The organism is Mangrovibrevibacter kandeliae, assembly GCF_024519155.1.
Classification (GTDB): domain Bacteria; phylum Pseudomonadota; class Alphaproteobacteria; order Rhizobiales; family Rhizobiaceae; genus Mangrovibrevibacter; species Mangrovibrevibacter kandeliae.
The window spans coordinates 40,561-64,902 of the sequence record NZ_JANIFJ010000008.1 but is presented as its reverse complement, the minus strand read 5'-3'; the positions used below and the strand labels follow the sequence as shown (position 1 = coordinate 64,902).

The following is a 24,342-nucleotide window of genomic DNA, read 5'->3' as shown; positions in this document are numbered from 1 at the left end:
AGTCACTTTTGGAGTGTGAGGCTCATATGAAAACCGTTGCCGTTCTCGTCGGGTCGCTGCGCCGCGACTCGATCAATCGCAAGTTCGCCGAGGCCGTCGGAAAGCTGGCGTCGGATCGTCTCGAGTTCAAGTTCTCCGAGATCGGCGACCTGCCGCTCTACAACGACGACCTCTGGGCCAACCCGCCCGAGAGCGTGCTGCGGCTGAAGCGCGAGATCGAGAGTGCCGACGGCGTGCTCTTCGTGACGCCGGAGTACAACCGGTCCTACACGCCGGCCCTGATGAACGCGATCAACTGGGCGAACCGGCCCTGGGGCAAGAACTCCTGGGAGGCCAAGCCCGCCGCGATGATGGGCGCGACGCCCGGTGCGACCGGTACGGCCGCTGGTCAGAACGCCCTACGGGGCCTGCTCAACGTCATCGACATGGTGCTGATGGGCCAGCCGGAGGTCTACTTCACCTACAAGCCGGAGCTGTTCGACGCGGACAACAACGTCGCTGACGAGTCCACCAAGGTGTTCCTGAACCGCTGGATCGACCGGTTCACGGCCTGGATCGAGCGGACGTCCGAGCCGCGCACCAAGGCGCAGGCCGACGCCGCCTGACCTTTCCGCTGCGACGGCGCTTCATTCGGCGCCGTCGCCAGCCTCGCCCGGCTTGGAAGACGAGGTCCAGCGCGTCTCCCAAGCCAGGCCCCGCGTCATGCTGACGCCATCGACGGCAGCGAGGATCTTTGACAGGACCGGAGCGGATCGCAGGCAGTCCGCCTGGACCGTCAGGCTCACTGATCTTGTTGTTGCCGTTAGAGCTAGCTCCGGGCTACAAAGGCGGCGCTGCGGATGGCGCAGGAGGCACGGAATGGAACGCGTATCGCCCCGACGGACCGGCTGGAGCCGCCTGAACATCTGGATGCACTGGCTCATCGTCGCGCTGATCCTCGTCCAGTACATCGACCACGAGTCGATGGTGGCGATGTGGCGCTCCTTCAGGCGCGGGACCGAGCTCAGCTCGACCGACCAGACTCTCGGCTGGGTCCACATCATCGCGGGCACGCTGGTCCTCGTCTTCGCCGCAATCCGGCTCTGGGATCGCTTCGCCCGCGGCCGTCCGCCCTATCCTGAGAACGAGCCGAGCTGGGCCTACTGGCTCGCCAAGGTCACGCACGGCCTCATCTACGCCCTGCTCTTCGTCATCCCCGTCACCGGGCTCGTCGCCTGGTTCGGCAACGTCCCCCCGGCGGGCGAGGTGCACGAGTTCCTCTGGAACCCGCTGCTGGTCCTGATCGCGCTGCACATCCTCGGCGCCCTGGCGCAGCAGTTCTGGTTCAAGACCGACGTCCTGCGGCGCATCGTCAGGCCGGGCTGACCTCGAACGCCGACCCCGATCCGCGTGGCTCCGCCGCTGGCCTAGAGCCCGGCGGCCCGCGCCAGCGCGACCATCGCCGTGCCGAGCGCGACGGTGGCGATCAGCGGCAGCCGCAGGGCGAGGAACAGCGACAGGACGATCGCCACCCGCTCCGGCCAGTCGCCGGTCAGGAGCACCGGCGCGACGAGCGTCGTCAGCACCGCTGCGGGCACGGCGTTCAGCGCTGCGGCAAGACGCGGCGGCACGCGTTCGAAGCGCGACAGGACGAGATGGCCGCCGGACCGCGTCAGGTAGGTCAGGCCGCCGCCGAGAAGCACGATCCACCAGATCTCGCTCATGCCGCGCCTCCATCCTGGGACCGGCCCTTCGGCGGAAACAGCGCCGCATAGCCGAGCCCAGCGAGCGCGCCGAGCGTGACGTGCCAGGGCGGTCCAATCAGCGCATAGACCGCGATCGATGCGACGGCGCTGATCGCGGCGACCGGATAGAAGCCGGCGCGGTGGCGGAACTCCATCACCATGGTCAGGAAGTAGACCGGCAGGATGAAGTCGAGGCCGAGCGCCGCCGGATCGCCGATGAAGCCGCCAAGGGTCGCACCGATCAGCGTCGCCACCTGCCAGCCGCCATACAGCGCCATGGCGAAGGCGAAGTAGTAGGTGGGGCTCAGGCGATGGGTCAGGACTCGCGTCTCAGCGGCGCCGAACACCGGATCGACGAGGAAGCAGAAGGCGAGCGCCTTCTGCCACCAGCTGAACGCGCCGAGATGCCGCCCGACCGACGCCGAGTAGAGGAGATGGCGCAGGTTCACCATCGTCAGCGCGAAGAGGACGACCCACAGCGGGGCACCCAGCCCGACCATCTGCAGCGCGACCAGCTGGCTGGCGCCGGCGTAGATCGTCAGCGACAGGCCGCAGGCTTCGAGCACCGACAGGCCGGCGTCGACGGCCAGAGCGCCGTAGACGATGCCGAAGGGCATGATTGCGAGGAGCACGGGCAGGACGTCGCGCAGGCCCGCGCGGAAGTCGGATCGAGATGACACGGGGCGGACTCGGGGGACGCTCTGCGGAAGGAAGGTCGTTCTAGCGGCTCACCCGCCCGAGGTCGAGCCTGCCTCCCCCCCTGCGCGCCCGATCCGCGCGAACCAGGCGTCCTCGTCGATCACCTCGATCCCGAACTCGCTCGCCTTGGCGAGCTTGGAGCCCGCGCCCGGCCCGGCGACGACGAGGTCGGTCTTCTTCGACACCGAGCCCGCGACCTTGGCACCGAGCTTCTCGGCCATCTCCTTCGCCTCGTCGCGCGTCATCTTCTCCAGTGACCCGGTGAAGACGATGGTCATGCCGGCGACGGGCGAGGACACCGGCGGCGGCGCGGCGCGCTCGTTGGTGGTCGACACCCCTGCATCGAGCAGCGCCTCCACCGCCTCGCGATTGTGCGCCTCCTCGAAGAAGTGGATCAGCGAAAGCGTCGCGACGGTGCCGATCTCGCCGTCGCTGGTGAGCTTGAGAAAGCCCTTGCCGGGCGCCTGGGCGGCCGCCTGAGCGATCGCCGCGCGCAGGCCAGCTCCATCCTCGCCGTAGCGCTCCCGCAGCGCCACGCGCTGGTTCGACTTCAGCGCGATCTCGGCGTCGCGCAGCGGGTTCCAGTCCGCCTCTGCGGCCTTTGCCGCGCCGATGGCGAGCATCCGCTCGAAGGTGCTGTCGCCGATGCCGCGCAGCGCGCTCAGCTCGGCCCAGTCCTCCCCCGGCTGGCCGTCGCGTGCCGCCGCGACGCCGTCCATCAGCGCCCGCACGTCCTCGAAGTGGCGGGCGAGCGCCTTCGCCGACGTCTCGCCGATCTCCGGAATGCCGAGCGCGAAGACGAAGCGTTCGAGCGAGACCGTCCGACGCGCGTCGATCGCGGCGAGGAGGTTCTGCGTCACGGTCGAATAGTCGTAGTCCTTGCGCTTGCCACGCGGCTTGGGCGCCAGCCCCTGCGCCGCACGCAGCGTGTCCTCGGTCTCCTCGCGCTGATCGCGCAAGGCGCGGTGATGCTCGGCGATGGCCGCCTGCAGCGGCTCGGTCCCCAGGCGGAAGATGTCGGCCGGCTGGCGCACGAGCCCGGCTTCGAACAGCGCCTCGACATAGGTCTCGCCGAAGCCTTCGATGTCGAAGGCGTGGCGCGAGACGAAGTGCTTCAGTCCCTCCTTGCCTTGTGCCGGACACGTCAGCCCCGCCGTACACCGCCGCACCGAATCCGGCCGTCCGGTGCGCGGATTGATCTCGCGCACCGCCAGCGACTGGCAGATCGGGCAGTGGTCGGGGTAGCGGAACGGCTCGGCCGTCGGCGGACGCTTGTCGAGGACGACGTCCACCACCTGCGGAATGACGTCGCCGGCCCGCTGGATCTCGATCGTGTCGCCGATGCGGATGTCGCGCCCTCCCCGGATCGGCTCCCCGTCGGCGTCCCGCCCGGCGATGTAGTCCTCGTTGTGCAGCGTGACGTTGGAGACGACGACGCCGCCGACGGTCACCGGCTCGAGCTTGGCGAGCGGCGCGAGCTTGCCCGTGCGCCCGACATTGATGACGATCTCGCGCACCACCGTCGTCGCGCGCTCGGCCGGAAACTTGTGCGCGATCGCCCAGCGCGGCGCGCGCGAGACGAAGCCGAGCTCGCGCTGCAGCGCGAGGTCGTCGACCTTGTAGACGACGCCGTCGATGTCGTAGCCGAGATGGGCCCGCTCCGCCTCGATGAGGCGGTAGTGCTCGATCAGCCCGTCCACCGTCTCCAGGCGCCGCATCAGCGGCGCGCTGCGCCCGTTCTGCGGGACGGCGTTGGTGCTGAAGCCCATGCGGCCCAGCGCCTCGACGACCTCGGTCTGCGTCTCTCCGGGCAGCTCGCTCGTCTCGCCCCAGGCATAGGCGAAGAAGCGCAGGGGCCGGGAGCGGGTGACGGCCGGATCCTTCTGGCGCAGCGAGCCGGCGGCGGCATTGCGGGGATTGGCGAACTGGCGGATCTTCAGCGACGAGGCGGCTGACGTCTCCTCGCCGATCGCCCCGTCCGGCGCGGCCTCGTCAGGCGCCTGCGCGCCCTCGTCGTCTTCGCCCGCCGTCTCCGTCGCGTCGGCCGGTGCCAGCGCGCCCGCGGTCGCAAGCCGCGCGTTCAGCGCGGCGAAATCGGCATGGGTCATGTAGACCTCGCCGCGCACCTCGAAGACCGACGGCCGGATGCCCGCGAGCCGGTGCGGGATGTCGGCGATGGTCAGCGCGTTGGCGGTCACGTCTTCCCCGACCGCGCCGTCGCCGCGGGTGGCCGCCGAGACGAGGCGTCCGTCCTCGTAGCGCAGCGACAGCGACAGGCCGTCGATCTTCGGCTCGGCGGTGATCGCCAGGAGGTCGTCCTCGCCAAGCCCGAGGAAGCGGCGCACGCGCTTCGCGAAGTCGGCGACATCCTCGTCCGAAAAGGCGTTGTCGAGCGAAAGCATCGGCAGCGCGTGCCGGATCTTGGCGAACTTCGAGGAGGCGGCGGCGCCGACCCTGAGGCTCGGCGAGTCGTCCCGCACGAGCTCCGGGAAGCGCTGCTCGATGGCGAGATTGCGCCGGCGCAGCGCGTCGTAGTCGGCATCCGAGATCGTCGGGTCGTCCTCGCCGTGGTAGCGCCGGTCGTGCTCGGCGATCTCGCAGGCCAGCGCCGCGAGTTCGGCCGACGCACCCGTCGCGTCGAGGGCCTCGACCGCTGTGTCCCGCAGACCGCTCATGCCGCGCGCCCCGCCGCGAGCAAGCGGCCGGCGGCCGCCCGCGCTTCTTCGGTCACCGTCTCGCCGGCCAGCATCCGCGCGATCTCCTCCCTGCGCCCGTCCTCCATGATCGCCACCACCTCGGTCGCCAGCCGCTCGTCTTCCGCCCGCGCCTGCCGCTTGGAGATCAGGAGGTGCGTCGAGGCGCGCGCAGCGACCTGCGGCGCGTGGGTGACCGACAACACCTGCACGCGATCGGCGAGGCGCGCGAGGCGGCGACCGATGGCGTCCGCGACCGCGCCGCCGACGCCGGTGTCGATCTCGTCGAAGACGAGGGTCGGCGCCGAGCCCTTGTCGGCGAGCGCCACCTTCAGCGCCAGGAGGAATCGCGACAGCTCGCCGCCGGAGGCGACCTTCATCATCGGGCCCGCGCGCGTGCCGGGATTGGTGCGCACCCAGAACTCGGCGGTGTCGATGCCGGCGGCGCTCGGCGAGGACGGGTCGCTGGCCATCTCGACGAGGAACTCCGCCCGTTCGAGCTTGAGGTCCGGCAGCTCGATCATGACGGCGCCCTCGAGCAGCTTCGCCGCCGTGTGCCGCCGCGCCGAGAGCTCCGCCGCCAGCCGGTCGAACAGCCGCCGGCGCTCGGCGACGTCCGCCTCCAGCTGGCCGAGGCGCTCCTCGCCGGCATCGAGATCGGCCAGGTCGCCGATCATTCGCGCCACCAGGTCCGGCAGGTCGTCGACCGGCAGGTTGAACTTGCGCCCGGCGGCGCGCAGCGCGAAGAGCCGCTCCTCGGTCCGCTCCAGTGCCTGCGGATCGAACTCGAGGCTGCGCAGCGCGCCCTCGAGGCCCATCTGCGCGTCGGACAAGGCGTCGAGCGCCGCGTCGAGCCGGGCGATCGGTTCGTCGAGGAGGCCGGGCAACTCGTCCTTCTTGCGGTCGAGGCGGCGCAGGAGGCCGGCGAGCGCCGGGATCGGCGAGGCCGGACCCGACAACTCCTCATGGGCGTCGTTGACGTCGGTTGCGATCTTCTCGGAGCGCATCATGATCTGGCGGCGCTCCGCCAGCTCCTCCTCCTCGCCGACGAGCGGCGCGAGGTCGGACAGCTCCTCGACGGACGAGCGCAGGAAGTCGGCCTCGCGCGCGGCCGCCTCGACCCGGGCGCGGTGGCGCACGAGTTCCGCCTCGCTCTCGCGCCAGCGGCGATGAGCGGCGGCGACCTCGGCCACCTCCGGCCCGAGGCCGCCATAGGCGTCGAGTAGCCGGCGATGCGCTTCCGGATCGACCAGCGCCCGGTCGTCGTGCTGGCCATGGATCTCGACGAGGCCGGCACCCAATTCGCGCATCAGCGCCACGCTGGATGGACGATCGTTGACGAACACGCGGGTCCGCCCGTCGGCACTCTGGACCCGGCGCAGGATCAGGTCGCCGTCGGCCTCCAGCCCGTTCTCCTCCAGCAGCCGGCGGGCGGGATGGCCGGCATCGATGTCGAAGACGGCAATCACCTCGCCCTGCTTGACCCCGTGCCGCACCAGGCCGCCGTCGCCGCGCCCGCCGAGGGCGAGCGCCAGGGCGTCGAGCAGGATCGACTTGCCGGCGCCGGTCTCGCCGGTCAGCACCGACAAGCCTTCGCCGAGCTGCAGGTCGAGGCGCTCGATGAGCACGATATCGCGGATCGAGAGATGAACCAGCATGGAAGATGACGTCGCTCTGCCGAGCCTCCGCGCGAGAACCGTGCGCAGCCAGACTTAGCCTTCGAACGGTCCGGCGTTAAGTGCAAAGCGAAGCGGAGACGGCAAGCGGCACCGCCGAATGACGAGGCCCCTCCCCGCGATCGGGCGCGGCCTCCAGGCCTGCGGAGCCGCGCGTCGGAAGGGTTCGGACCGGACCGCGATCAGGCGCCGGTGATCTTGCTCGCGATCTGGCCGAACCAGGACGTGCTGCTGCCCGCCTGCGGCTTCAGGCCCTTCGACTCGAGCAGCGCGTAGGAGTCCTTGTACCACTGCGAGTCGGGGAAGTTCTGGCCCAGCACGGAGGCAGCGGCCTGCGCTTCCTGAGTCAGTCCCATCGCGTAGTAGGCCTCAGTCAGGCGTGCGAGCGCCTCTTCCACCTGGCGCGTCTGCGGGTAGGTGTCGATGACGTTCTTGAATCGGTTGATGGCCGCGACGTATTCGCGCCGCTCGAGGTAGTAGCGCCCGATCTGCATCTCCTTGCCGGCGAGCTGGTCGTCGGCGATGCGGATCTTCGACTTCGCATCCTCGGCGTAGGGCGAGTCGGGGTACCGGTCGACCACCTCCTGCATCGCCGCAGCGGCCCGCGACGAGGCCTTCTGGTCGCGCGTCACGTCCGGGATCTGGCGATAGTAGCTGAGGCCGATGATGTACTGGGCGTAGGCCGCATCCTCGCTGCCGGGATAGAGCGAGAGGTAGCGCTTGGAGGCGGTGACCGCCTCCTCGTACTCGCCGCGCCGGTAGTTGGTGAAGGCGCTCATCACCAAGGCCTTGCGGGCCCACTCGGAATAGGGATGCTGACGGTCGACCGCCTCGAACTTCTTGGAGGCTTCGGTGAGCCGGCCGCCTTCGAGATTGGCGAGGCCCTGGTTGTAGAGCGAGTCCGCCGGTTCGGTCTGGGCCGCGAGCGCCAGCACGTCGACGTCCTTGTCGTCCGACATGCAGCCCGACAGCCCGGCGATCGAAGCCGCGACGGCGACGCCGACGGCCAGCCGAGCCGCGGCACGCGACGGCATTACCCGCGCAAACGGCGAATGGCGCATGCTCATGAAGTCCCGCTTTGTTCAACCCCCGCCCCTCTCTAGGCCAAGCCGAGAGGGCCGACAACGCTTCAACGCCGAGGACGCGCCTTTTTTGTGGCAGCCGCCCCTGGGGAAACGCTTCTGTTCCGGGTGTTGCGTCCTAGATGGTTTGCGGCCCGAAGGCCGGCGCGGCAGCGGCCACGACAGGCGCATGACGGGACGAAGCCCGGTTGCGCGCCGGCAGCTCCACGAACTCGAAGGCCCGCCGGTCGGCAAGCAGCGTCTGCAGCGCGATCGCGTTCAGCTTGTGGCCGCCGCGGTAGGAGCGATAGCAGCCGATCACCCGCGCCCCGGCGAGTGCCTGATCACCGACCGCATCCAGGGTCTTGTGGCGGACGAACTCGTCCGTGAAGCGCAGGCCGTCGGAGTTGATGATGCCGTCATCGTCGCCGATCACCACCGAATTGGCGAGCGAGGAGCCGAGCGCGTGACCCGACGCCCAGAGCCGCTCGACATCCTTCATGAAGCCGAACGTGCGGGCCGAAGCGATCTCGTTGCGGAAGAGGCCTTCGGTGAGGTCGCCGGCAAAGCGCTGGCGGCCGATCGCGGAGCTGGGAAAGTCGATCTCGACCTCGAAGCGCGTCGTGCCCGCCGGAACGTACTCGGCGAAGGCGCCATTCAGCTCGACACGCACCGGCTTCAGCACGCGGATGTAGCGGCGCTTCGCGCTCTGCGCCACGACGCCGGCCTCGGCGATGGCATCCACGAACGCGGCCGAGCAGCCGTCCATGATCGGCGTCTCGCGGCCGTCGATCCGCACCACGACGTTGTCGATCCCCATGGCGTACAGGGCCGCCATCAGATGCTCGACGGTGGCGACGTGCGGGCCGGCGGGATCGCCCAAGACCGTCGACAGGTCCGTCGGAACGACGTTCGACGACAGCGCCTTGATCTCGTGCAGGAGGCCGCTCTTGTCCGACAGATGGAAGACGACGCCGGTGTCGGTCTCGGCCGGCAGAAGCGACAGGCGAACCGACTGACCGCTATGGACGCCGACGCCGGTGATGTCGATCTGAGCGCCGATCGTCTGCTGGAAGGTCATCAACACTCGCACTGTCCTTTCGTCCCCGCCGCGGCCATCAATGCCTGCCGCGACGAAGAAGCCCCTGCCGCTTGCTTGCCTTTCCCCCGAAAGACGATCCGCAGCACTCTTGAACGTCTGTGCAACCTAGTTCGCAGGCGCGTTGCAGCCAAATCACGCTTGATTACCCCTTGTTACCGCTCCGCCAGGCGGCCCGAGAAGAATGCGTTATTTTTCAGCTACTTACGAGAAGGCCTGCCGCTCTTGGGAGCGGCAGGCCGATGTGACAGATGTGCAACGCGGATCGGTCAGTTGGACTGGCGGCGCAGGAACGCCGGGATCTCCAGCTGCTCGTCATCCGAGATCGGCCGGGCCTGCGGCGCCGGGCGGGCAGCCGAGTCGGCGGCCGAGCGGCGCGGCGCGTAGGCGCTGGTGTCCGGCGTCGCCGGCCGGCGAAGCTCGCCGGCCTTGGGCGCCCGGGCGGCCTCGGCCTGCGCTTCCTCTTCCTCGCGGCGCGACAGCCCGGTGGTCAGGCGGCGCAGGAGGCCCATCGGGCCCTTCTCCTCGCCGGCCGCGACCTCGGCCTTGGCCTGCATCTCGGCCTGGACCATCGGCGGGAAGTCCTCGACACGCGGCATGCGCACCGGAGCGGCGTGCGGCGCGGCCATCTGCGGCTGGTGCGTGGCGTGGGCGATCTCGGCCTCGAGCGCGACGGTGAAGTCGTCCTCGACTGCCGGAGCCTCGTCGGCCGCAGCGGTCTCCTCGTAGGTCTGGAAGTCCTGGGACAGCGGCGCGGACTGCGCGGCAGCAGCGACCGCCGGGACCGCGACCGGTGCCGGCGCAGCGGCAACCGGAGCGGACGGCGCGGTCTGCCGCGGCGCGGCGACGGTGCGGATCTCCACCGGGCGCTCGACCACCTCGGTCATCACCTTGTCGATGCCGGTGGCGACCACCGAGACGCGGATCACGCCCTCGAGCGACTCGTCGAAGGTCGCGCCGAGGATGATGTTGGCGTCGGAATCGACCTCCTCGCGGATCCGGGTCGCCGCCTCGTCCACCTCGAACAGGGTGAGGTCACGGCCGCCGGTGATCGAGATCAGGAGGCCCTTGGCGCCTTTCATCGAGGTTTCGTCGAGCAGCGGGTTGGCGATCGCGGCCTCGGCGGCGGCCATCGCACGGCCCTCGCCCGACGCCTCGCCGGTGCCCATCATCGCCTTGCCCATCTCGCGCATCACCGAGCGGACGTCGGCGAAGTCGAGGTTGATCAGGCCTTCCTTGACCATCAGGTCGGTGATGCAGGCGACACCCGAGTAGAGCACCTGGTCGGCCATGCCGAAGGCGTCGGCGAAGGTGGTCTTGTCGTTGGCGATGCGGAAGAGGTTCTGGTTCGGAATGACGATCAGCGTGTCGACGTTCTTCTGCAGATCCTCGATGCCCTGCTCGGCGATGCGCAGCCGGCGCTGGCCCTCGAAGTGGAACGGCTTGGTCACGACGCCGACGGTGAGGATGCCCTTCTCGCGCGCGGCGCGGGCAACGACCGGCGCGGCGCCCGTGCCGGTGCCGCCGCCCATGCCGGCGGTCACGAAGCACATGTGCGAGCCCATCAGGTGATCGCAGATCTCGTCGAGCGACTCCTCGGCGGCGGCACGGCCCACCTCGGGCTGCGAGCCGGCGCCCAGTCCCTCGGTGACGGCGACGCCCATCTGGATCACCCGCTCGGCGCGCGAGGAGCGCAGCGCCTGAGCATCGGTGTTCGCGATGACGAACTCGACGCCTTCCAGGCCCGCATTGATCATGTTGTTGACCGCGTTGCAGCCACCGCCGCCGACACCGAACACGGTGATCCGCGGCTTCAGCTCCGTGATGTCCGGCTTCTGCAGGGTGATGCTCATGTTTCCCGTTCCTCTCGCACAATCGTCCGGCCGGCTCGCCGCCTCGGCCATGTCCTGTTGCCGTGTCCGCCGACCTTGGCGGTGACTGTTTCAGACGACGCTGGCCCGAAGCCGACCTCGTCAGATTCCTAAAAGCTGTGCCGCAACCAGGCGCCGAAGCGACCGAGCTGCGAGGTCTCGTCGAAGCCGAAGCCAGCGCCCGCCGTCTCGGCGAAATGCTCGCTCGTCGCCACCTGGGGGTAGATCAGCAGTCCGACCGAGGTGGCGAAGGCCGGGCTCTTGTTCGCGGCCGAGAGGCCGGACACGCCGACCGGACGGCCGAGCCGCACGTTGCGCTGCATGATCGCGCGCGCCGTCTCGGGCAGGCCGGCGAGCTGGCTCGCGCCGCCCGTCAGCACCACCCGCTTGCCGATGACGTGGCCGAGGCCCGAGGCGACCAGCCGGTCGCGGATCAGCTCCAGCGTCTCCTCGACGCGCGGCTTGATGATGCGCGAGATCAGCGAGCGGGCGACCGTGATCGGCACCTCGCCCCCGTCGTCGCCGAGCGGTTCCACCTGGATCGTCTCGGCGTCGTCCATCAGCTCGCTCATGGTGGTGCCGTGCATCACCTTGAGCCGCTCGGCGTGCTCCGGCCGGATCGAAAGACCGCGCGCGAGATCCATGGTGATGTGGTTGCCGCCGAGCGCGACCGAATCGGCGTAGACGAAGCGGCCGTTTTGGAAGATCGCGATGGTGGTCGAGCCCGATCCCATGTCGATGCAGGCCGAGCCCATCGCCGCTTCGTCGTCGACGAGACAGGAAAGGCCGCTGGCGAAGGGCGTCGCGACGAAGGCCTCGACCACGAGGCGCGAGCGGTTCACCGCGGCTTCGAGGTTGCGCAGCGGCGTTTCCTCGGCAGTGAGGAGATGGAGATCCGCACCGAGCGCGCGCCCGACCATGCCTTCCGGGTTTTCGAGGCCCGTCTCGCCGTCGAGCGACAGGTCGAACGGGATCGAGTGGAGCACGAGCCGGCCGTCCTCGATCGGCGCGCGCGCCGACATGCCGAGCACGCGCTTGAGATCCTCGGAGGAGACCTGCGGACCCGCCAGCTGCGTTTCGGCCCGGCCGCGCAAGCTCTTCAGGCGCCCGGCGGTGACCGAGACGATGAGCGACTCGATGGTGACGCCGGCCATGCGCTCGGCGGCATCGACGCAGAAGCGGATCGACTGCTCGGCCGCCTCGAGGTCGACGACGACGCCCGACTTGATGCCGCGTGACCGCTGATGCCCGACCCCAATGACGTCGATGCGATGCGTGCGGTTCGGCAGCGTCTCGGTCTCGTCGCACGGGCGCAGCCGCGCGATCAGGCAGGTGATCTTGGAGCTGCCGACGTCGAGGACGGAGATGATGCGCGACCGGCGCAGCGACAGCTTGCGCATCCGGGGCAGCTTGCCGGACCGGCGGGACAGAAGGCTCATACCGGCTTGTCCTTCTCGCTGCGGGCGATCAACTTCTGCCGGGCCTTCAGCGCCGCATTGCGCCGCACCACCGCATCCGGTGTGAGCTTGATGACCATCCGGTCCTCGATCCGCATGTCGACAGCGGCGATGTCGCGCGACAGGAGGCCCTCCTCCCGGTCCATGCGCGCCACCTCGGCCGCGGCCTCGACGGGCTGCTCTTCAGGCAGACGAACGGTCACGCCGTTGTCGAGCCGCAAATCCCAGCGCCGACCACCGACGCGGATATAGGCCCGCACCCTTGCGCGAAGCTCGGGAAGCACCTCGAGCTGGTCGAGGAATTCGGCCGCATGCGTCTCGGCGCCCGTCCCCACCACCAGCGGCAGGTTGGAGAAGCGGTCGGCGCCGAACGGCACGATCGGACGCCCGTCGCGGTCAACGATGAACAGCTCCTGGCCGTTCTGCCACAGCGCGAAGGGCTTGCGCTCGGCGAGGTCGATGGCGACCCGGTCCGGATAGACCTTCGCCACCGACGCCTTCTCGATCCAGGGCATCGCCTCCAGCGCCTGGCGCGCGGCACTCGGATCCAGCGACAGGAGGCTCTGAGCACCGGTTCCCCAGAGCGTCTGGAGGATGTCGATCTCCGAGGTCTCGTGATTGCCCTTCACGTCGATGCTGTCGATGGCAAAGCCGAGCGGCTGGCCGACGCCGTCGACGACCGTCATCGTATGACCGCCGAGCGCCATCCCGTAGAGGCCCGTGACGCCCAGGAACACGGCAGCGACGGCACCGAAGCCCGGCGCACGGACGGCGCCGAGATCCTCCGAGAAGATCGCGAGGCGGCGCCCCATGATCGAAGCGCGCAACGCGAGCCGGCGCAGCGCGCCGTCCTTCACCTGCACGGGCGCGCCGGGTTTCATCGACGGCATGATGCGTCCTCCACCATCCAGCGCACGAGGTCGCCGAAGGAATGACCGGCGTCGGCCGCGATGTCGGGCACGAGCGAGGTCGGCGTCATCCCGGGCTGGGTGTTGATCTCCAGCCAGATCAGCTCGCCCTTCTTGCCGAAGCGGTCGTCGTAGCGGAAATCCGAGCGCGAGATGCCCCGGCAGCCGACGGCACGATGGGCCTTCAGCGCCCATTCCTGCACCTGACGATAGATGTCCTTGGGCAGGTCCGCCGGCACCACGTGGCGCGAGCCGCCCGGCGCGTACTTGGCGTCGTAGTCGTAGAAGGCATGGCCTTCCGAGATGATGTCGCAGACGCCGAGCGCGACGTCGCCCATGACGGCGCAGGTGAGATCGCGCCCATGCACGAAGCGCTCCACCATCACCGTGTCGCCGAAGCTCCACTCGGTGGAGAACAGCTGCTGCGGCGGCGTCGACTGGTCCTCGCGCACGATGAGGACTCCGAAGCTCGACCCCTCGCCGATCGGCTTGACGACGTAAGGCGGCGGCATGACGTGCTTGGGCGCGGCGTCCAGACGCGGCATGATCTTGGCTTCGGCGACGGCGATTCCCACCGACTTCGCGATGATCTTCGCGCGCCCCTTGTCGAGCGCCAGCGCCGAGGCCGCGACGCCCGAATGGGTGTAGGGGATCTCGAGGAATTCGAGCACGCCCTGGATCGTGCCGTCCTCGCCGAACCGTCCGTGCAGGGCGTTGAAGACGACGTCCGGACCGAGGTCCTTCAGGACGCTTGCGATGTCCCTGTCGACGTCGACGCGGGTGACGGCGTAGCCCTCGCCCTCGAGCGCGTCGGCGCAGGCCGCGCCCGAGGCGAGGCTCACCGGCCGCTCGGACGAGAAGCCGCCCATCAGTACCGCTACATGCTTGGCCATCGACCGCTGATCCCAAATCCCCGCAGAGGCTTGGATCAATTCATGCCGTGCTGATGGTTAAACGATGGTTAAACCTTATGGCGATCTGAAATAAAATCGTAAGGGCTGGCGCGGGCTTAGCCGCCCCGCCGGTCGAGGAACGGCGTGATCGTGCGATCGTCGGCGAAGCGGCCGAGCCGCTTGATCTCCCAGTCGAGCGCGATCCCCGAGGTGTCGAGGACACGGGCGCGGACCGTCTCGCCGAGCAGTTCCAGGTCGTGGCCGCTCGCGCCGTCGACGTTGAGCATGAAGTTGCAGTGCAGCTCCGACATCTGCGCGCCGCCGACCCTCAGGCCCCGGCAACCGGCCCTGTCGATCTCCTTCCAGGCCGAGGTGCCCTCGGGGTTCTTGAAGGTCGAGCCGCCGGTCTTCTCGCGCACCGGCTGCACCGTCTCGCGGTGGTGCTGCACGGCGTCCATGGCAGCACGGATCGCCTCGCGCTCGCCCGGCTCGCCCTCGAGAAGAACGGAGGTGAAGATCAGGTCCTCCGACGCCTCCGAGTGGCGGTAGCTGTAGCCCATGTCGGCATTCGACAGGACATGCAGCTCGCCGCGACGGTCGAGCGCCCGCACCTCGACCACGCGCTCGCGGGTCTCGACGCCGTTGGCGCCGGCGTTCATGCGCAGCGCGCCGCCGATCGAGCCGGGAATGCCGTGGTAGAAGTGGAAGCCGGAGAGGCCCGCGTCGAGCGCGGCCGCCGCGACGCGCTTGTCCGGTGTGGCCGCACCGGCGCGCAGCCGCGTCTCGCCCGCCGGCTCGACCTCGCCAAAGCCTTTGGCCGACAGCCGAACGACGACGCCGGCAATGCCGCCGTCGCGCACGAGGAGATTCGAGCCGATGCCGACGACGAGGAGCGGAATCTCCTCCGGCAGCGCTCGCAGGAAGGCGGCGAGATCCTCCTCGTCGGCCGGCTGGAAGAGCAGCTCGGCGGGTCCGCCGGCGCGGAACCAGGTGATCTTCTCCATGCCCGCATCCGGCGTCAGCCGGCCGCGGATCGAAGCGAGCCGATCGCCGAGGCTCGCCAGCAGCCGGGCACCGTCCATCAGGCGGTTCCGTCGAGCGCCGCGAGGTCCTTCGGCAGGGCGTAGGCCCACTGGGTGATGGACCCGGCGCCGAGGCAGATCACCATGTCGCCTGGCTCCGCGATGCCATGGATCAGCGGCGCCAGTTCCTCCGGCCCGTCGATCAGCCGCGCGTCGCGATGGCCGCCGAGCTTGAGGCGCTCGACCAGCATCTCGGAGTTGACGAACTCGATCGGGTCTTCGCCGGCGGCATAGACCGGGGCGAGGATCACCGTATCGGCGTCGTTGAAGCACGCCGCGAACTCGGAGAACAGGCTCTGCAGGCGGGTGTAGCGGTGCGGCTGGACGACGGCGACGACCCGCCCCCTGGCCGAGGCGCGCGCCGCCGTCAGGACCGCGCGGATTTCGACCGGGTGATGGCCGTAATCGTCATACACATCAACGCCGTTGGCGCTGCCGGTGAAGGTGAAGCGTCGCTTCACCCCGCCGAAGGATCCAAGGCCCTTGCGGATGTCGTCCGGCGAGATGCCGAGGCGGTGCGCGACGGCGATGGCGGCCGTCGCGTTGGAGACGTTGTGACGACCGGGCATCGGCAGCGTCAGGTCGGTGATCTCGACAGAGGCACCGGTGACGCGGTCGCGCAGCACGACGTCGAAGGTCGACTTCGGTCCGTCCGGGCGCACGTTGCAGAAGCGGGCGTCGGCCTGCAGGTTCTCGCCATAGGTGATGACCCGGCGATCCTCGATCTCGGCGACGACCGTCTGCACGACGGGATGGTCGAGGCACATCACGGCGAAGCCATAGAACGGAACGTTCTCGACGAAGGTCTTGAAGGCCTCCTTGACCTTGTCGAAGCTGCCGTAGTGGTCGAGGTGCTCGGGATCGATGTTGGTGACGATCGCGACATCCGCCGGCAGCTTCAGGAAGGTGCCGTCCGATTCGTCGGCCTCCACCACCATCCAGTTGCCCTCGCCCATCCGGGCGTTGGTCCCGTAGGCGTTGATGATGCCGCCGTTGATCACCGTCGGATCGAGGCCGCCGGCATCGAGCAGCGCCGCGACCATCGATGTCGTCGTGGTCTTGCCGTGGGTGCCGCCGATGGCGACCGCCTGGCGGAAGCGCATCAGCTCGGCCAGCATCTCGGCCCGGCGCACGATCGGGAGAAGGCGCTCGCGCGCGGCGGCGAGCTCCGGATTGGAGCGGCGGATCGCGGTGGAGACGACGACAACCTCGGCCGCGCCGAGATTTTCGGCCCGGTGGCCGATGGCGATCGCGATTCCCTTCTCGCGCAGGCGCTGTACGTTGGCGCTCTCGTTCTGGTCCGAGCCCTGAACGGTGTAGCCAAGATTGTGCAGCACTTCGGCAATGCCGCTCATGCCGATGCCGCCGATGCCGATGAAGTGCACCGCGCCGATGTTGGGCGGCATCTTCATGCCGCTGATTCGCTGGGGAGCGTCAGGATTTTGCATGGCCGGACCGCATAGACGCAACGAGATCGGCAAGCAACTCGGTCGCGTTGGTGCGCCCGAGGGTCCGCGCCGCCGCCGCCATCCCGGCGAGCCGCTCGGGTGCCTCCAGAAGCGCGCCGAGCTCGCCGGCGAACGCTTCGGCCTCGATCGTCGGCTGGCGCCGCATCAGAGCCGCGCCGGCATCGACGAGAAGTTGGGCGTTGTGGCCCTGGTCGTCGTCGAGCGCGTGGGGCAGCGGCACGAGGATCGACGGGCGGCCGATCACCGACAGCTCCAGGACGGTGGAGGCGCCGGAGCGCGACAGGACGAGGTGAGCCGCCGCCATGCGGTCCGGCAGGTCGCGGAAGAAGGGCTCGACCTCGGCCGCCACGTTGAGCGCGTCGTAGCGCGCCTTGACGCGGGCCTGATCCTCCGGCCGGGCCTGCTGCGTGATCGACAGGCGCGCGCGCAGCGGCACGGGAAGCCGAGCGATCACCTCAGGGATCATGTCGGAGAAGAAGCGCGCACCCTGGCTGCCGCCGAAGACGAGCAGACGGATCGGCGCGTCGGCCTGCGGCGGCGTGTAGGGGGTATCGGCCGCGGCGAGAACGGTGGGCCGCACCGGGTTGCCGACCTCGACGATCTTGGCCGCGTGCGGCCCGGCCTTGCGCAGGAAGCCGCCGGCGATCGCCTGCACGCGGCCGGCGAGCGTCCGGTTGGCGCGGCCCATGACGGCATTCTGCTCGTGCACCAGCGACGGCACGCCGAGGCTCGTCGCCGCCATCAGCGGCGGCAGCGTCGGGTAGCCGCCGAAGCCGACGACGACCGCGGGTCGGATGCGCTTCACCAGCCGGCGCGCGGCCCTGTAGCCGGACAGGAGCGTCCAGGCCGTCGACGCGAGCCTCACCGGATTCTTCGAGCCGAAGGTGGCCGAAGGAACGGTATGGACCGCCTCGGCCGGAAAGCTGCCGGCGAAGCGCTCGGCGCGCGCGTCCGTCACGAGGTGGACGACAAACCCGCGCCCCTTGAGCTCATGGGCCAGCGCCTCGGCCGGGAACAGATGGCCGCCGGTGCCGCCGGCGGACAGAAGAATGGTGTCGGGCATAGACTCTCCGGACGGCGGCCGACCGAGCCGCGTCAGCTTCGGGCGCGGCGCCGCCCGTTGCGGGCAGGACGCCGGCCGATCCGGTCATACACCGTGCAGCGCAGCGGTGCGATAGATCAGGTGGTCGGTCTGGGAGCGGTTCTCCGGCCGCTTGCGGGTCAGCGCCAGGATGAAGCCGGCGGCGACGGCAACCGCCATCATCGAGGAGCCGCCATAGGAGATGAAGGGCAGCGTCATCCCCTTGGCCGGCATCAGCTGGAGGTTCACCGCCATGTTGATGATCGACTGCAGGCCGAACAGGAAGACGAGGCCCGAAATCGCCAGCCGCGCGAAGGGGTCGCGCTGGCCGAGCGCGATCGAAAGGCCGCGCACCACGATGAAGCAGAAGATCGAGGCGAGCAGCATGCAGGCGACAATGCCGTACTCCTCGGCAATCACCGAGAAGGCGAAGTCGGTGTGGCTGTCCGGCAGGAGGCGCTTGACGGTGCCCTCGCCCGGCCCCTGGCCGAGCCAGCCGCCGCGCATGATCGCCTCGCGCGCCGTGTCGGTCTGGAAGGTGTCGCCCTCGCCGGTCCAGAAGCGGTCGATGCGGCTCGCGACGTGCGGGAAGACCGTATAGGCCCCGACGAGGCCCGCCGCGGCGCAGCCGCCGAGAAACGCGATCCAGAGCCAGGGCATGCCGGCCATGAAGAACAGGCCGCCCCAGGTGGCGGTGGTCAGGATGGTCTGGCCGAGATCGGGCTGCGCCACCAGGAGCGCCGCGACGATGAACAGGAGGATCAGCGCGAAGAGATTGCCCGGAATGTCGCTCCGGCGCGCCTTCTCGGCGAAAAGCCACGCGCAGATCACGATGAAGGAGGGCTTCATGAACTCCGACGGCTGGATCGAGAGCGGCCCGATGTCGACCCAGCGTCGCGCGCCCTTCACCTCGGTGCCGAAGAACAGCGCCAGCACCATCAGCACGAGCGAGACGCCGAGCATGATCAGCGCGGTGCGCCGGATGCCGCGCGGCGTCAGCATCGAGGTCGCGATCATCACCGCGATCGAGGGCAGCAGGAACAGCGCGTGGCGCTTGACGAAGTGGAAGGGCTCGAGCCCGATCTTCTCGGCGACCGACGGGCTCGCCGCGAAGGAGAGGACGAGGCCGCCGATCATCAGCGTCAGGAAGGCCGCCAGGAACCAGCGGTCGACGCTCCACCACCAGTCGGTCAGCCTCGAGTTCTTCACACGGCTCGTCATGGCTCAGCCCTTCCGGAGAAGTTGGATTTCGGGGATACGCTCGACGGCCTCGCGGAATGCGGCGCCACGCACTTCGAAATTGCGGAACTGGTCGAAACTCGCGCAGGCCGGCGACAGGAGCACGACCTCGGGCGCCCCGCTCGCGGCAGCGTCCCGCGCCGCGCGGGACACCGCCACGTCGAGCGTGCCGGCGATCTCGTAGGGCACGCGGTCGCCGAGCGTCGCGGCGAAGAGCGGCGCCGCCTCGCCGATCAGGTAGGCCTTGGCGACATGCGCAAAGAGCGGCGCCAGCGGCTCGATGCCGCCCGCCTTGGGCAGCCCGCCGGCAATCCAGTGGATGCGGTCGAACGCTGCCAGCGCGGGCGCGGCAGCGTCGGCGTTGGTGGCCTTGGAGTCGTTGACGAAAAGCACGGAGCCGAGTCGAGCCACCTCTTCCATCCGGTGCGCGAGCCCCGGGAAGGTTCTGAGCCCCATGGCGATTTCGGCGTCGGACAGGCCGCAGGCGGACAGCGCGGCAACGGCCGCAGCAGCGTTCTGGCCATTGTGGCGACCGCGCAGCGAACCGATGCCCTGCAGGGCGTAGCGGGCACGCGTTTCGCCGCCGGCGCTGCGGATCACCGCCGAGCCGTCATACCAGACCCCGTCGGCGAGCGGCGTCTCCTTGGAGATCCGCACCAGCGCACGACCCTCCGCCTCCAGCGTGTCGGCGATCGCCCGGCAGTGCGGGTCGTCGACGCCGACGACGGCCGTGTCAGACTGGCCGACGAGACGCGCCTTGATCGCCGCGTAGTTCTCCATCGTGCCGTGCCGATCGAGGTGGTCCGGCGACAGGTTGAGGAGCAGACCGACGGACGGACGCAGTCCCGGCGCGAGGTCGATCTGGTAGGAGGAGCACTCGACCACGTAGAAGCGGTCGGCCCGCGGCGGCTCGAGCGTCAGGATCGCGACGCCGATATTGCCGCCGAGCTGGGTGTCGCGGCCGGCATGCGTCAGGCAATGGGCGATGAGTGCGGTCGTCGTCGACTTGCCGTTGGTGCCGGTGATGGCGACGAACGGCGCCGCCGGCGCGCGCGAAGCCCGCTCGCGGGCGAAGAGCTCGATGTCACCGATGATCTCCACGCCCGCGGCCCTGGCGAGGTCGACGCTCCAGTGCGGCTTCGGATGGGTCAGCGGCACGCCCGGCGCCAGCACCAGCGCGTCGACCCGCGTCCAGTCCAGCCGATGCAGGTCGCCGGTCGGGATCGCCGCCCGCGCCGCCGCCTCGACCGTGGACGGATTGTCGTCGAAGGCGGTCAGCACTGCCCCGCCGGCGATCAGCGCCTCGGCGGTCGCCCGCCCCGAGCCACCCAGTCCGAAGAGGGCGACGGTCTTCCCGGCAAAGGCGGAGACGGGGATCATCCAGCCTACCTCAGCTTCAGCGTGGTGAGGCCGACGAAGGCGAGCATCAGCGCGATGATCCAGAAGCGCACCACGACCTGGCTCTCGGTCCAGCCGAGCTTCTCGAAGTGATGGTGGATCGGCGCCATCAGGAAGACGCGCTTGCCGGTCAGCTTGAACGAGGCGACCTGGATGATCACCGACATCGCCTCGATCACGAACAGCCCGCCGATGATGGCGAGGACGATCTCGTGCTTGGTGGCGACGGCGATGGTGCCGGTCAGACCGCCGAGCGCCAGCGAGCCGGTGTCGCCCATGAAGATCGCGGCAGGCGGTGCATTGAACCAGAGAAAGCCGAGGCCGGCACCGATCACCGCGCCGCACAACACCGCGAGTTCCCCGGTGCCGATGACGTAGTGGATCTGCAGGTAGTTGGCGAAGTTCACGTTGCCCGCCAGATACGCGATCAGCCCGAGTGCCGCCGAGGCGATCATGATCGGCACGATGGCGAGGCCGTCGAGGCCGTCGGTGAGGTTCACCGCATTGGCCGAGGCCACCACCACGAAGGCGGCGAAGACGACGTAGAACCAGCCGAGATCGATCAAGAGCTCCTTGACGAAGGGAAAGGCCAGCGACGAGGCGAAGCTGCCGGTGCCGGCCCAGACGATCAGCGCACTGGCAACGCCCGCGATCAGAAACTCGAGGCCGAGACGGGCCCGGCCCGAGAAGCCCTTGTGGCTCTGCTTGGTGACCTTGAGGTAGTCGTCGTAGAAGCCGATCGCGCCGAACCCGACCGTGACCAGGACGACGGCCCACACGTAGAGATTGAGGAGATCGGCCCAGATCAGGGTGGAGACCAGCAGACCGGTCAGGATCATCAGGCCGCCCATGGTCGGCGTGCCGGCCTTCTTGAAGTGGGTCTGGGGCCCGTCGGCGCGGATCGGCTGACCCTTGCCCTGGCGCACCCGCAGGCTCGCGATGACCGCGGGCCCGAACAGGAAGACGGTGATGAACGAGGTGATCATCGCCCCGCCGGTCCGGAAGGTGATGTACCGGAAGACGTTGAACATCTGAACTTCGCCGGCGAACTGTCCGAGATAGGCGAGCACGACGGTCAGACTCCTTGACGCATGGAGGACGCAGCGTCGGTCGCGGCCGTCGCCGGCGCGAAGCTCTCCGCCAGCCGCTCGACGACCCTGGCAAAGCCGATACTGTTCGAGGCCTTGATCATGACGGCGTCCCCGCCTCGCATATGCGACGCGAGGCTTGCGCCAAGCTCGTCTGTGCTGGCGTGCCAGGTGCAGCCGAGTTCTCCCGCGAGGGCGGTGTCCAGCGCCTTCATCTCCTCGCCCGCCAGATGGACCCGGTCGATGCCCGCCTCCCGCAGCGCCCCGGCGAGTTCGGCATGCAGCGCGGCCGAGCGATCGCCGAGCTCCAGCATGTCGCCGAGGACGGCGATGCGCCGCCCGCCCTCGCCCGGCTCGGTCGCGGCGAGCAGGGCGATCGCCGCGCGCATGGAGGCCGGATTGGCATTGTAGCTCTCGTCGATCAGCACGATCTCGCCATCCGGCGCTGCCAGGCGCAGGCGTGCCCCGCGTCCCTTGCCGGCGCGCCAGGTCGACAGCGCCGCGGCGCCGGCCTCGACATCGGCGCCGACGAGATCGGCGGCGCCGAGGACGGCGAGGACGTTCTGCGCGATGTGCCGGCCGGCGGCGGCGAGGCGCAGCTCGAGGACACGTCCGCCGACCTCGACGATGGCCTCCGAGCCCTCGGCGTCCGGAAGAAATGCCGTCAGCCGCACGTCGGCGCCCTGGCTCTCGCCGAAGGTGCGCACGTTGGTCACGCCCGCGGCCTGCGCCAGTGCGGTCAGGCGCGGCAACTGCGGATCGTCGGCATTGAGGAGTGCCGTGCCGCCCGGCACGACGCCCTCGAAGATCTCGGCCTTGGCGACTGCGATCGCGTCGAGGCTGGCGAAGTGTCCGAGATGGGCCGGTGCGATCAGGGTGACGATGGCGACGTGCGGGCGCACGCGCTTGACCAGCGGGCGGATCTCGTCCGGATGGTTCATGCCGATCTCGAAGACGCCGTAGCGCGTCTCGGCCGGCATGCGGGCGAGGCTCAGCGGCACGCCCCAGTGATTGTTGAACGACGCCGCGGAGGCGTGCACCGGTCCCGAGGCCGCGAGCGCATGGCGCAGAGCCTCCTTCGTCGTGGTCTTGCCGACGCTGCCGGTGACGGCCACGATCTGCGCCTTGGAGCGGGCGCGCGAGGCGTCGCCGAGCCGGACGAGCGCCTGCAGCACGTCCTCGACGACGATCATCGGCGCCTGCACGCGGCCGAGGGCCGGCAGCTTGCGCTCGGCCACCACCATCAGGCCCGCGCCCGCGGCACTGGCTGCGGTCAGGAAGTTGTGGCCGTCGAAGCGGTCGCCCTTGATGGCGAAGAAGGCCTCCCCCTCCGACAGGCTGCGGCTGTCGATCGAAATGCCGGTGATGCCCGCCGGCAGGCTGCCGATCGGCCGCCCGCCGAGCGCCGCGACCAGAGCGTCGGTTTCCCAGAGCCAGGCGGTCATCGGACGGTTTCCTCGATCGCGCGCCGCACCTCGGCGTGGTCGCTGAAGGGGTGGTTGATCGTGCCGATCAGCTGGCCGTTCTCGTGGCCCTTGCCGGCGACGATGACGGTGTCGCCGCCCGCCGCCGCCGCCACCGCGTGGCGGATCGCCTCGCGCCGGTCGCCGATCTCGACGAGGTTGGCCGCGCCCTCCTTCACCTCGGCCCGGATGGCGGCGGGGTCCTCGGTGCGCGGGTTGTCGTCGGTGAGGATCGCGATGTCGGCGAGGCGGCCGGCGATCTCGCCCATGATCGGGCGCTTGCCGCGGTCGCGGTCGCCGCCGCAGCCGAAGACGACGATCACCCGGCCGGTGGTGAAGGGACGCACGGACGTCAGGACGTTTTCGAGCGCCTCCGGCTTGTGCGCGTAATCGACATAGACGGGCGCGCCGGACGGCGTCGTCCCCGCGAGATCGAGGCGCCCGCTCGCACCCTTGATCTCTTCGAGCGCGCCGAGCGCGGTTTCGACCGGCGTGCCGGTCGCGATCGCGAGCCCGGCGGCCACCAGCGCGTTGTACATCTGGAACTCGCCGGCGAGCGGCAGCACGACGCGGTGGATCCGACCAGCGGCCTCGATCTCGGCGATCTGGCGGGTGCGCTCGTGCTCGAGCCGCTTCAGGATCAGGCCCGACCCGCGGCGGCCGACCGTCATCACCGAAAGACCGGCATTCGTCGCAACGTCGATCGCGCCTTCGGACCATGGGTCGTCGGCGAAGATGACCGCCGGCGCGCCCTTCGGCAGCAGCGTGTCGAACAGGCGCATCTTGGCGGCGAAGTACTCCCCCGCGGTCGGATGGTAGTCCATGTGGTCGCGGCCGAGATTGCTGAAGGCGCCGGCGGCGAGCCGCACGCCATCGAGGCGTCGCTGGTCGAGGCCGTGGCTCGACGCCTCCATCGCGGCGTGCGTGACGCCCTCCTCGGCGAGGTCGCGCATCAGGGCGGCGAGTTCCACCGGGTCGGGCGTCGTCAGCGTGCCGTAGTCGTCGCGCGTCGGCGACACGACGCCGGTGGTGCCGATCGAGGCGGCCGGCAGGCCGGCGGCGGTCCAGATCTGCCGAGTGAAGGCCGCGATCGAGGTCTTGCCGCTGGTGCCGGTGACCGCCACCACCGTCTCCGGCTGCTTGCCGTAGAAGCGCGCGGCCATCAGCGCGAGCGCCTTGCGCGGGTTGTCGGCGCGCAGCACCGGCAGGGGCGCATCGACGTCGGCATCGCGCGCGACGAGGATGGCCGCGGCGCCGCGGGCCAGCGCGTCTGCGACGAAGCCGGTGCCGTCCGCCTTCGTGCCGGACAGCGCCGCGAACAGGAACCCGGGTCCGACCTTGCGCGAGTCGGCCGTCAGGCCGGCGATCTCCGGATGCGATCCTTCGGCACCGTCAGCAATGCCTTCGGCGAGACGGTCCAGCTTCATGAAAATCGTTCCGC

Annotated in this window: 20 protein-coding genes; 2 read left to right on the top strand and 18 right to left on the bottom strand. The window is 69.7% G+C overall.

The genetic code is table 11. The annotated features are described in order from the left end of the window. The first annotated feature begins 26 nt into the window (after positions 1-26). Entirely contained in the window at positions 27-605 is a 579-nt protein-coding gene (locus tag NPA30_RS17505) for an NADPH-dependent FMN reductase (protein WP_256804069.1), read from the top strand. A gap of 253 nt (positions 606-858) precedes the next feature. Next, the gene (locus tag NPA30_RS17500; RefSeq protein ID WP_256804068.1) at positions 859-1,365 is read left to right on the top strand and encodes a cytochrome b; all 507 of its coding nucleotides are present in this window, start codon (positions 859-861) and stop codon (positions 1,363-1,365) included. Between the two features lie 41 nt (positions 1,366-1,406). On the opposite strand, the gene NPA30_RS17495 is transcribed toward NPA30_RS17500, so the two are convergent. The 18 genes from NPA30_RS17495 to NPA30_RS17410 all read right to left on the bottom strand — a co-directional run bounded on the left by NPA30_RS17495 (position 1,407) and on the right by NPA30_RS17410 (position 24,328). Beyond that, complete coding sequence (locus NPA30_RS17495) at positions 1,407-1,703, bottom strand: AzlD family protein (RefSeq protein WP_256804067.1); 297 nt, start codon at positions 1,701-1,703, stop codon at positions 1,407-1,409. Then, entirely contained in the window at positions 1,700-2,404 is a 705-nt protein-coding gene (locus tag NPA30_RS17490) for an AzlC family ABC transporter permease (RefSeq protein ID WP_256804066.1), read from the bottom strand. The genes NPA30_RS17495 and NPA30_RS17490 overlap by 4 nt, the downstream gene beginning before the upstream one ends. A 48-nt stretch (positions 2,405-2,452) precedes the next feature. After that, positions 2,453-5,098: an NAD-dependent DNA ligase LigA gene (gene ligA / locus NPA30_RS17485; protein ID WP_256804065.1), complete on the bottom strand. Its 2,646-nt coding sequence runs from the start codon at positions 5,096-5,098 to the stop codon at positions 2,453-2,455. Next, positions 5,095-6,774, bottom strand: coding sequence for a DNA repair protein RecN (gene recN, locus NPA30_RS17480; protein ID WP_256804064.1), 1,680 nt, complete (start codon positions 6,772-6,774; stop codon positions 5,095-5,097). The genes ligA and recN overlap by 4 nt, the downstream gene beginning before the upstream one ends. Positions 6,775-6,974: 200 nt before the next feature. Beyond that, entirely contained in the window at positions 6,975-7,826 is an 852-nt protein-coding gene (locus tag NPA30_RS17475; RefSeq protein WP_372338855.1) for an outer membrane protein assembly factor BamD, read from the bottom strand. Positions 7,827-7,992: 166 nt separating this feature from the next. Then, positions 7,993-8,934, bottom strand: a complete 942-nt coding sequence (gene lpxC / locus NPA30_RS17470; protein ID WP_256804153.1) for a UDP-3-O-acyl-N-acetylglucosamine deacetylase — start codon at positions 8,932-8,934, stop codon at positions 7,993-7,995. 287 nt (positions 8,935-9,221) lie between these two features. Further along, positions 9,222-10,805 carry a cell division protein FtsZ gene (ftsZ, locus tag NPA30_RS17465; protein ID WP_256804062.1) on the bottom strand — a complete coding sequence of 528 codons (1,584 nt, stop codon included), beginning with the start codon at positions 10,803-10,805 and terminating at the stop codon, positions 9,222-9,224. Positions 10,806-10,933: 128 nt separating this feature from the next. Continuing rightward, entirely contained in the window at positions 10,934-12,262 is a 1,329-nt protein-coding gene (gene ftsA / locus NPA30_RS17460) for a cell division protein FtsA (RefSeq protein WP_256804061.1), read from the bottom strand. Beyond that, complete coding sequence (locus NPA30_RS17455) at positions 12,259-13,170, bottom strand: cell division protein FtsQ/DivIB (protein WP_256804060.1); 912 nt, start codon at positions 13,168-13,170, stop codon at positions 12,259-12,261. The genes ftsA and NPA30_RS17455 overlap by 4 nt, the downstream gene beginning before the upstream one ends. Continuing rightward, positions 13,158-14,081, bottom strand: a complete 924-nt coding sequence (locus NPA30_RS17450; RefSeq protein WP_256804059.1) for a D-alanine--D-alanine ligase — start codon at positions 14,079-14,081, stop codon at positions 13,158-13,160. Before NPA30_RS17450 ends, NPA30_RS17455 begins: the two co-directional genes overlap by 13 nt. A gap of 116 nt (positions 14,082-14,197) precedes the next feature. After that, entirely contained in the window at positions 14,198-15,163 is a 966-nt protein-coding gene (gene murB, locus NPA30_RS17445) for a UDP-N-acetylmuramate dehydrogenase (protein ID WP_256804058.1), read from the bottom strand. After that, entirely contained in the window at positions 15,163-16,575 is a 1,413-nt protein-coding gene (murC, locus tag NPA30_RS17440) for a UDP-N-acetylmuramate--L-alanine ligase (protein WP_256804057.1), read from the bottom strand. The genes murB and murC overlap by 1 nt, the downstream gene beginning before the upstream one ends. A 22-nt stretch (positions 16,576-16,597) precedes the next feature. Further along, positions 16,598-17,695, bottom strand: coding sequence for an undecaprenyldiphospho-muramoylpentapeptide beta-N-acetylglucosaminyltransferase (murG, locus tag NPA30_RS17435; protein WP_256804056.1), 1,098 nt, complete (start codon positions 17,693-17,695; stop codon positions 16,598-16,600). Positions 17,696-17,779: 84 nt separating this feature from the next. Then, positions 17,780-18,934, bottom strand: coding sequence for a putative lipid II flippase FtsW (gene ftsW / locus NPA30_RS17430; protein ID WP_256804055.1), 1,155 nt, complete (start codon positions 18,932-18,934; stop codon positions 17,780-17,782). Positions 18,935-18,937: 3 nt separating this feature from the next. Then, a complete protein-coding gene (gene murD, locus NPA30_RS17425) occupies positions 18,938-20,332 on the bottom strand; it encodes a UDP-N-acetylmuramoyl-L-alanine--D-glutamate ligase (protein ID WP_256804054.1) in 1,395 nt (464 codons plus the stop codon). Between the two features lie 5 nt (positions 20,333-20,337). Then, positions 20,338-21,381 (bottom strand): phospho-N-acetylmuramoyl-pentapeptide-transferase, encoded by a 1,044-nt coding sequence (gene mraY, locus NPA30_RS17420; RefSeq protein WP_256804152.1) that lies wholly within the window; start codon positions 21,379-21,381, stop codon positions 20,338-20,340. 44 nt (positions 21,382-21,425) lie between these two features. After that, positions 21,426-22,883 (bottom strand): UDP-N-acetylmuramoylalanyl-D-glutamyl-2,6-diaminopimelate--D-alanyl-D-alanine ligase, encoded by a 1,458-nt coding sequence (locus tag NPA30_RS17415; RefSeq protein WP_256804053.1) that lies wholly within the window; start codon positions 22,881-22,883, stop codon positions 21,426-21,428. Then, positions 22,880-24,328, bottom strand: a complete 1,449-nt coding sequence (locus NPA30_RS17410) for a UDP-N-acetylmuramoyl-L-alanyl-D-glutamate--2,6-diaminopimelate ligase (RefSeq protein ID WP_256804052.1) — start codon at positions 24,326-24,328, stop codon at positions 22,880-22,882. The genes NPA30_RS17415 and NPA30_RS17410 overlap by 4 nt, the downstream gene beginning before the upstream one ends. Between the last annotated feature and the right edge of the window lie 14 nt (positions 24,329-24,342).

Bases quoted from the DNA above. Each gene is read 5' to 3' on its own strand.
- NPA30_RS17505 (WP_256804069.1), top strand. From the start codon at position 27: ATGAAAACCGTTGCCGTTCTCGTCGGGTCGCTGCGCCGCGACTCGATC.
- NPA30_RS17500 (WP_256804068.1), top strand. From the start codon at position 859: ATGGAACGCGTATCGCCCCGACGGACCGGCTGGAGCCGCCTGAACATC.
- NPA30_RS17495 (WP_256804067.1), bottom strand. From the start codon at position 1,703: ATGAGCGAGATCTGGTGGATCGTGCTTCTCGGCGGCGGCCTGACCTAC.
- ligA (WP_256804065.1), bottom strand. From the start codon at position 5,098: ATGAGCGGTCTGCGGGACACAGCGGTCGAGGCCCTCGACGCGACGGGT.
- recN (WP_256804064.1), bottom strand. From the start codon at position 6,774: ATGCTGGTTCATCTCTCGATCCGCGATATCGTGCTCATCGAGCGCCTC.
- NPA30_RS17475 (WP_372338855.1), bottom strand. From the start codon at position 7,826: ATGCCGTCGCGTGCCGCGGCTCGGCTGGCCGTCGGCGTCGCCGTCGCG.
- lpxC (WP_256804153.1), bottom strand. From the start codon at position 8,934: ATGACCTTCCAGCAGACGATCGGCGCTCAGATCGACATCACCGGCGTC.
- ftsZ (WP_256804062.1), bottom strand. From the start codon at position 10,805: ATGAGCATCACCCTGCAGAAGCCGGACATCACGGAGCTGAAGCCGCGG.
- ftsA (WP_256804061.1), bottom strand. From the start codon at position 12,262: ATGAGCCTTCTGTCCCGCCGGTCCGGCAAGCTGCCCCGGATGCGCAAG.
- NPA30_RS17455 (WP_256804060.1), bottom strand. From the start codon at position 13,170: ATGCCGTCGATGAAACCCGGCGCGCCCGTGCAGGTGAAGGACGGCGCG.
- NPA30_RS17450 (WP_256804059.1), bottom strand. From the start codon at position 14,081: ATGGCCAAGCATGTAGCGGTACTGATGGGCGGCTTCTCGTCCGAGCGG.
- murB (WP_256804058.1), bottom strand. From the start codon at position 15,163: ATGGACGGTGCCCGGCTGCTGGCGAGCCTCGGCGATCGGCTCGCTTCG.
- murC (WP_256804057.1), bottom strand. From the start codon at position 16,575: ATGAAGATGCCGCCCAACATCGGCGCGGTGCACTTCATCGGCATCGGC.
- murG (WP_256804056.1), bottom strand. From the start codon at position 17,695: ATGCCCGACACCATTCTTCTGTCCGCCGGCGGCACCGGCGGCCATCTG.
- ftsW (WP_256804055.1), bottom strand. From the start codon at position 18,934: ATGACGAGCCGTGTGAAGAACTCGAGGCTGACCGACTGGTGGTGGAGC.
- murD (WP_256804054.1), bottom strand. From the start codon at position 20,332: ATGATCCCCGTCTCCGCCTTTGCCGGGAAGACCGTCGCCCTCTTCGGA.
- mraY (WP_256804152.1), bottom strand. From the start codon at position 21,381: ATGTTCAACGTCTTCCGGTACATCACCTTCCGGACCGGCGGGGCGATG.
- NPA30_RS17415 (WP_256804053.1), bottom strand. From the start codon at position 22,883: ATGACCGCCTGGCTCTGGGAAACCGACGCTCTGGTCGCGGCGCTCGGC.
- NPA30_RS17410 (WP_256804052.1), bottom strand. From the start codon at position 24,328: ATGAAGCTGGACCGTCTCGCCGAAGGCATTGCTGACGGTGCCGAAGGA.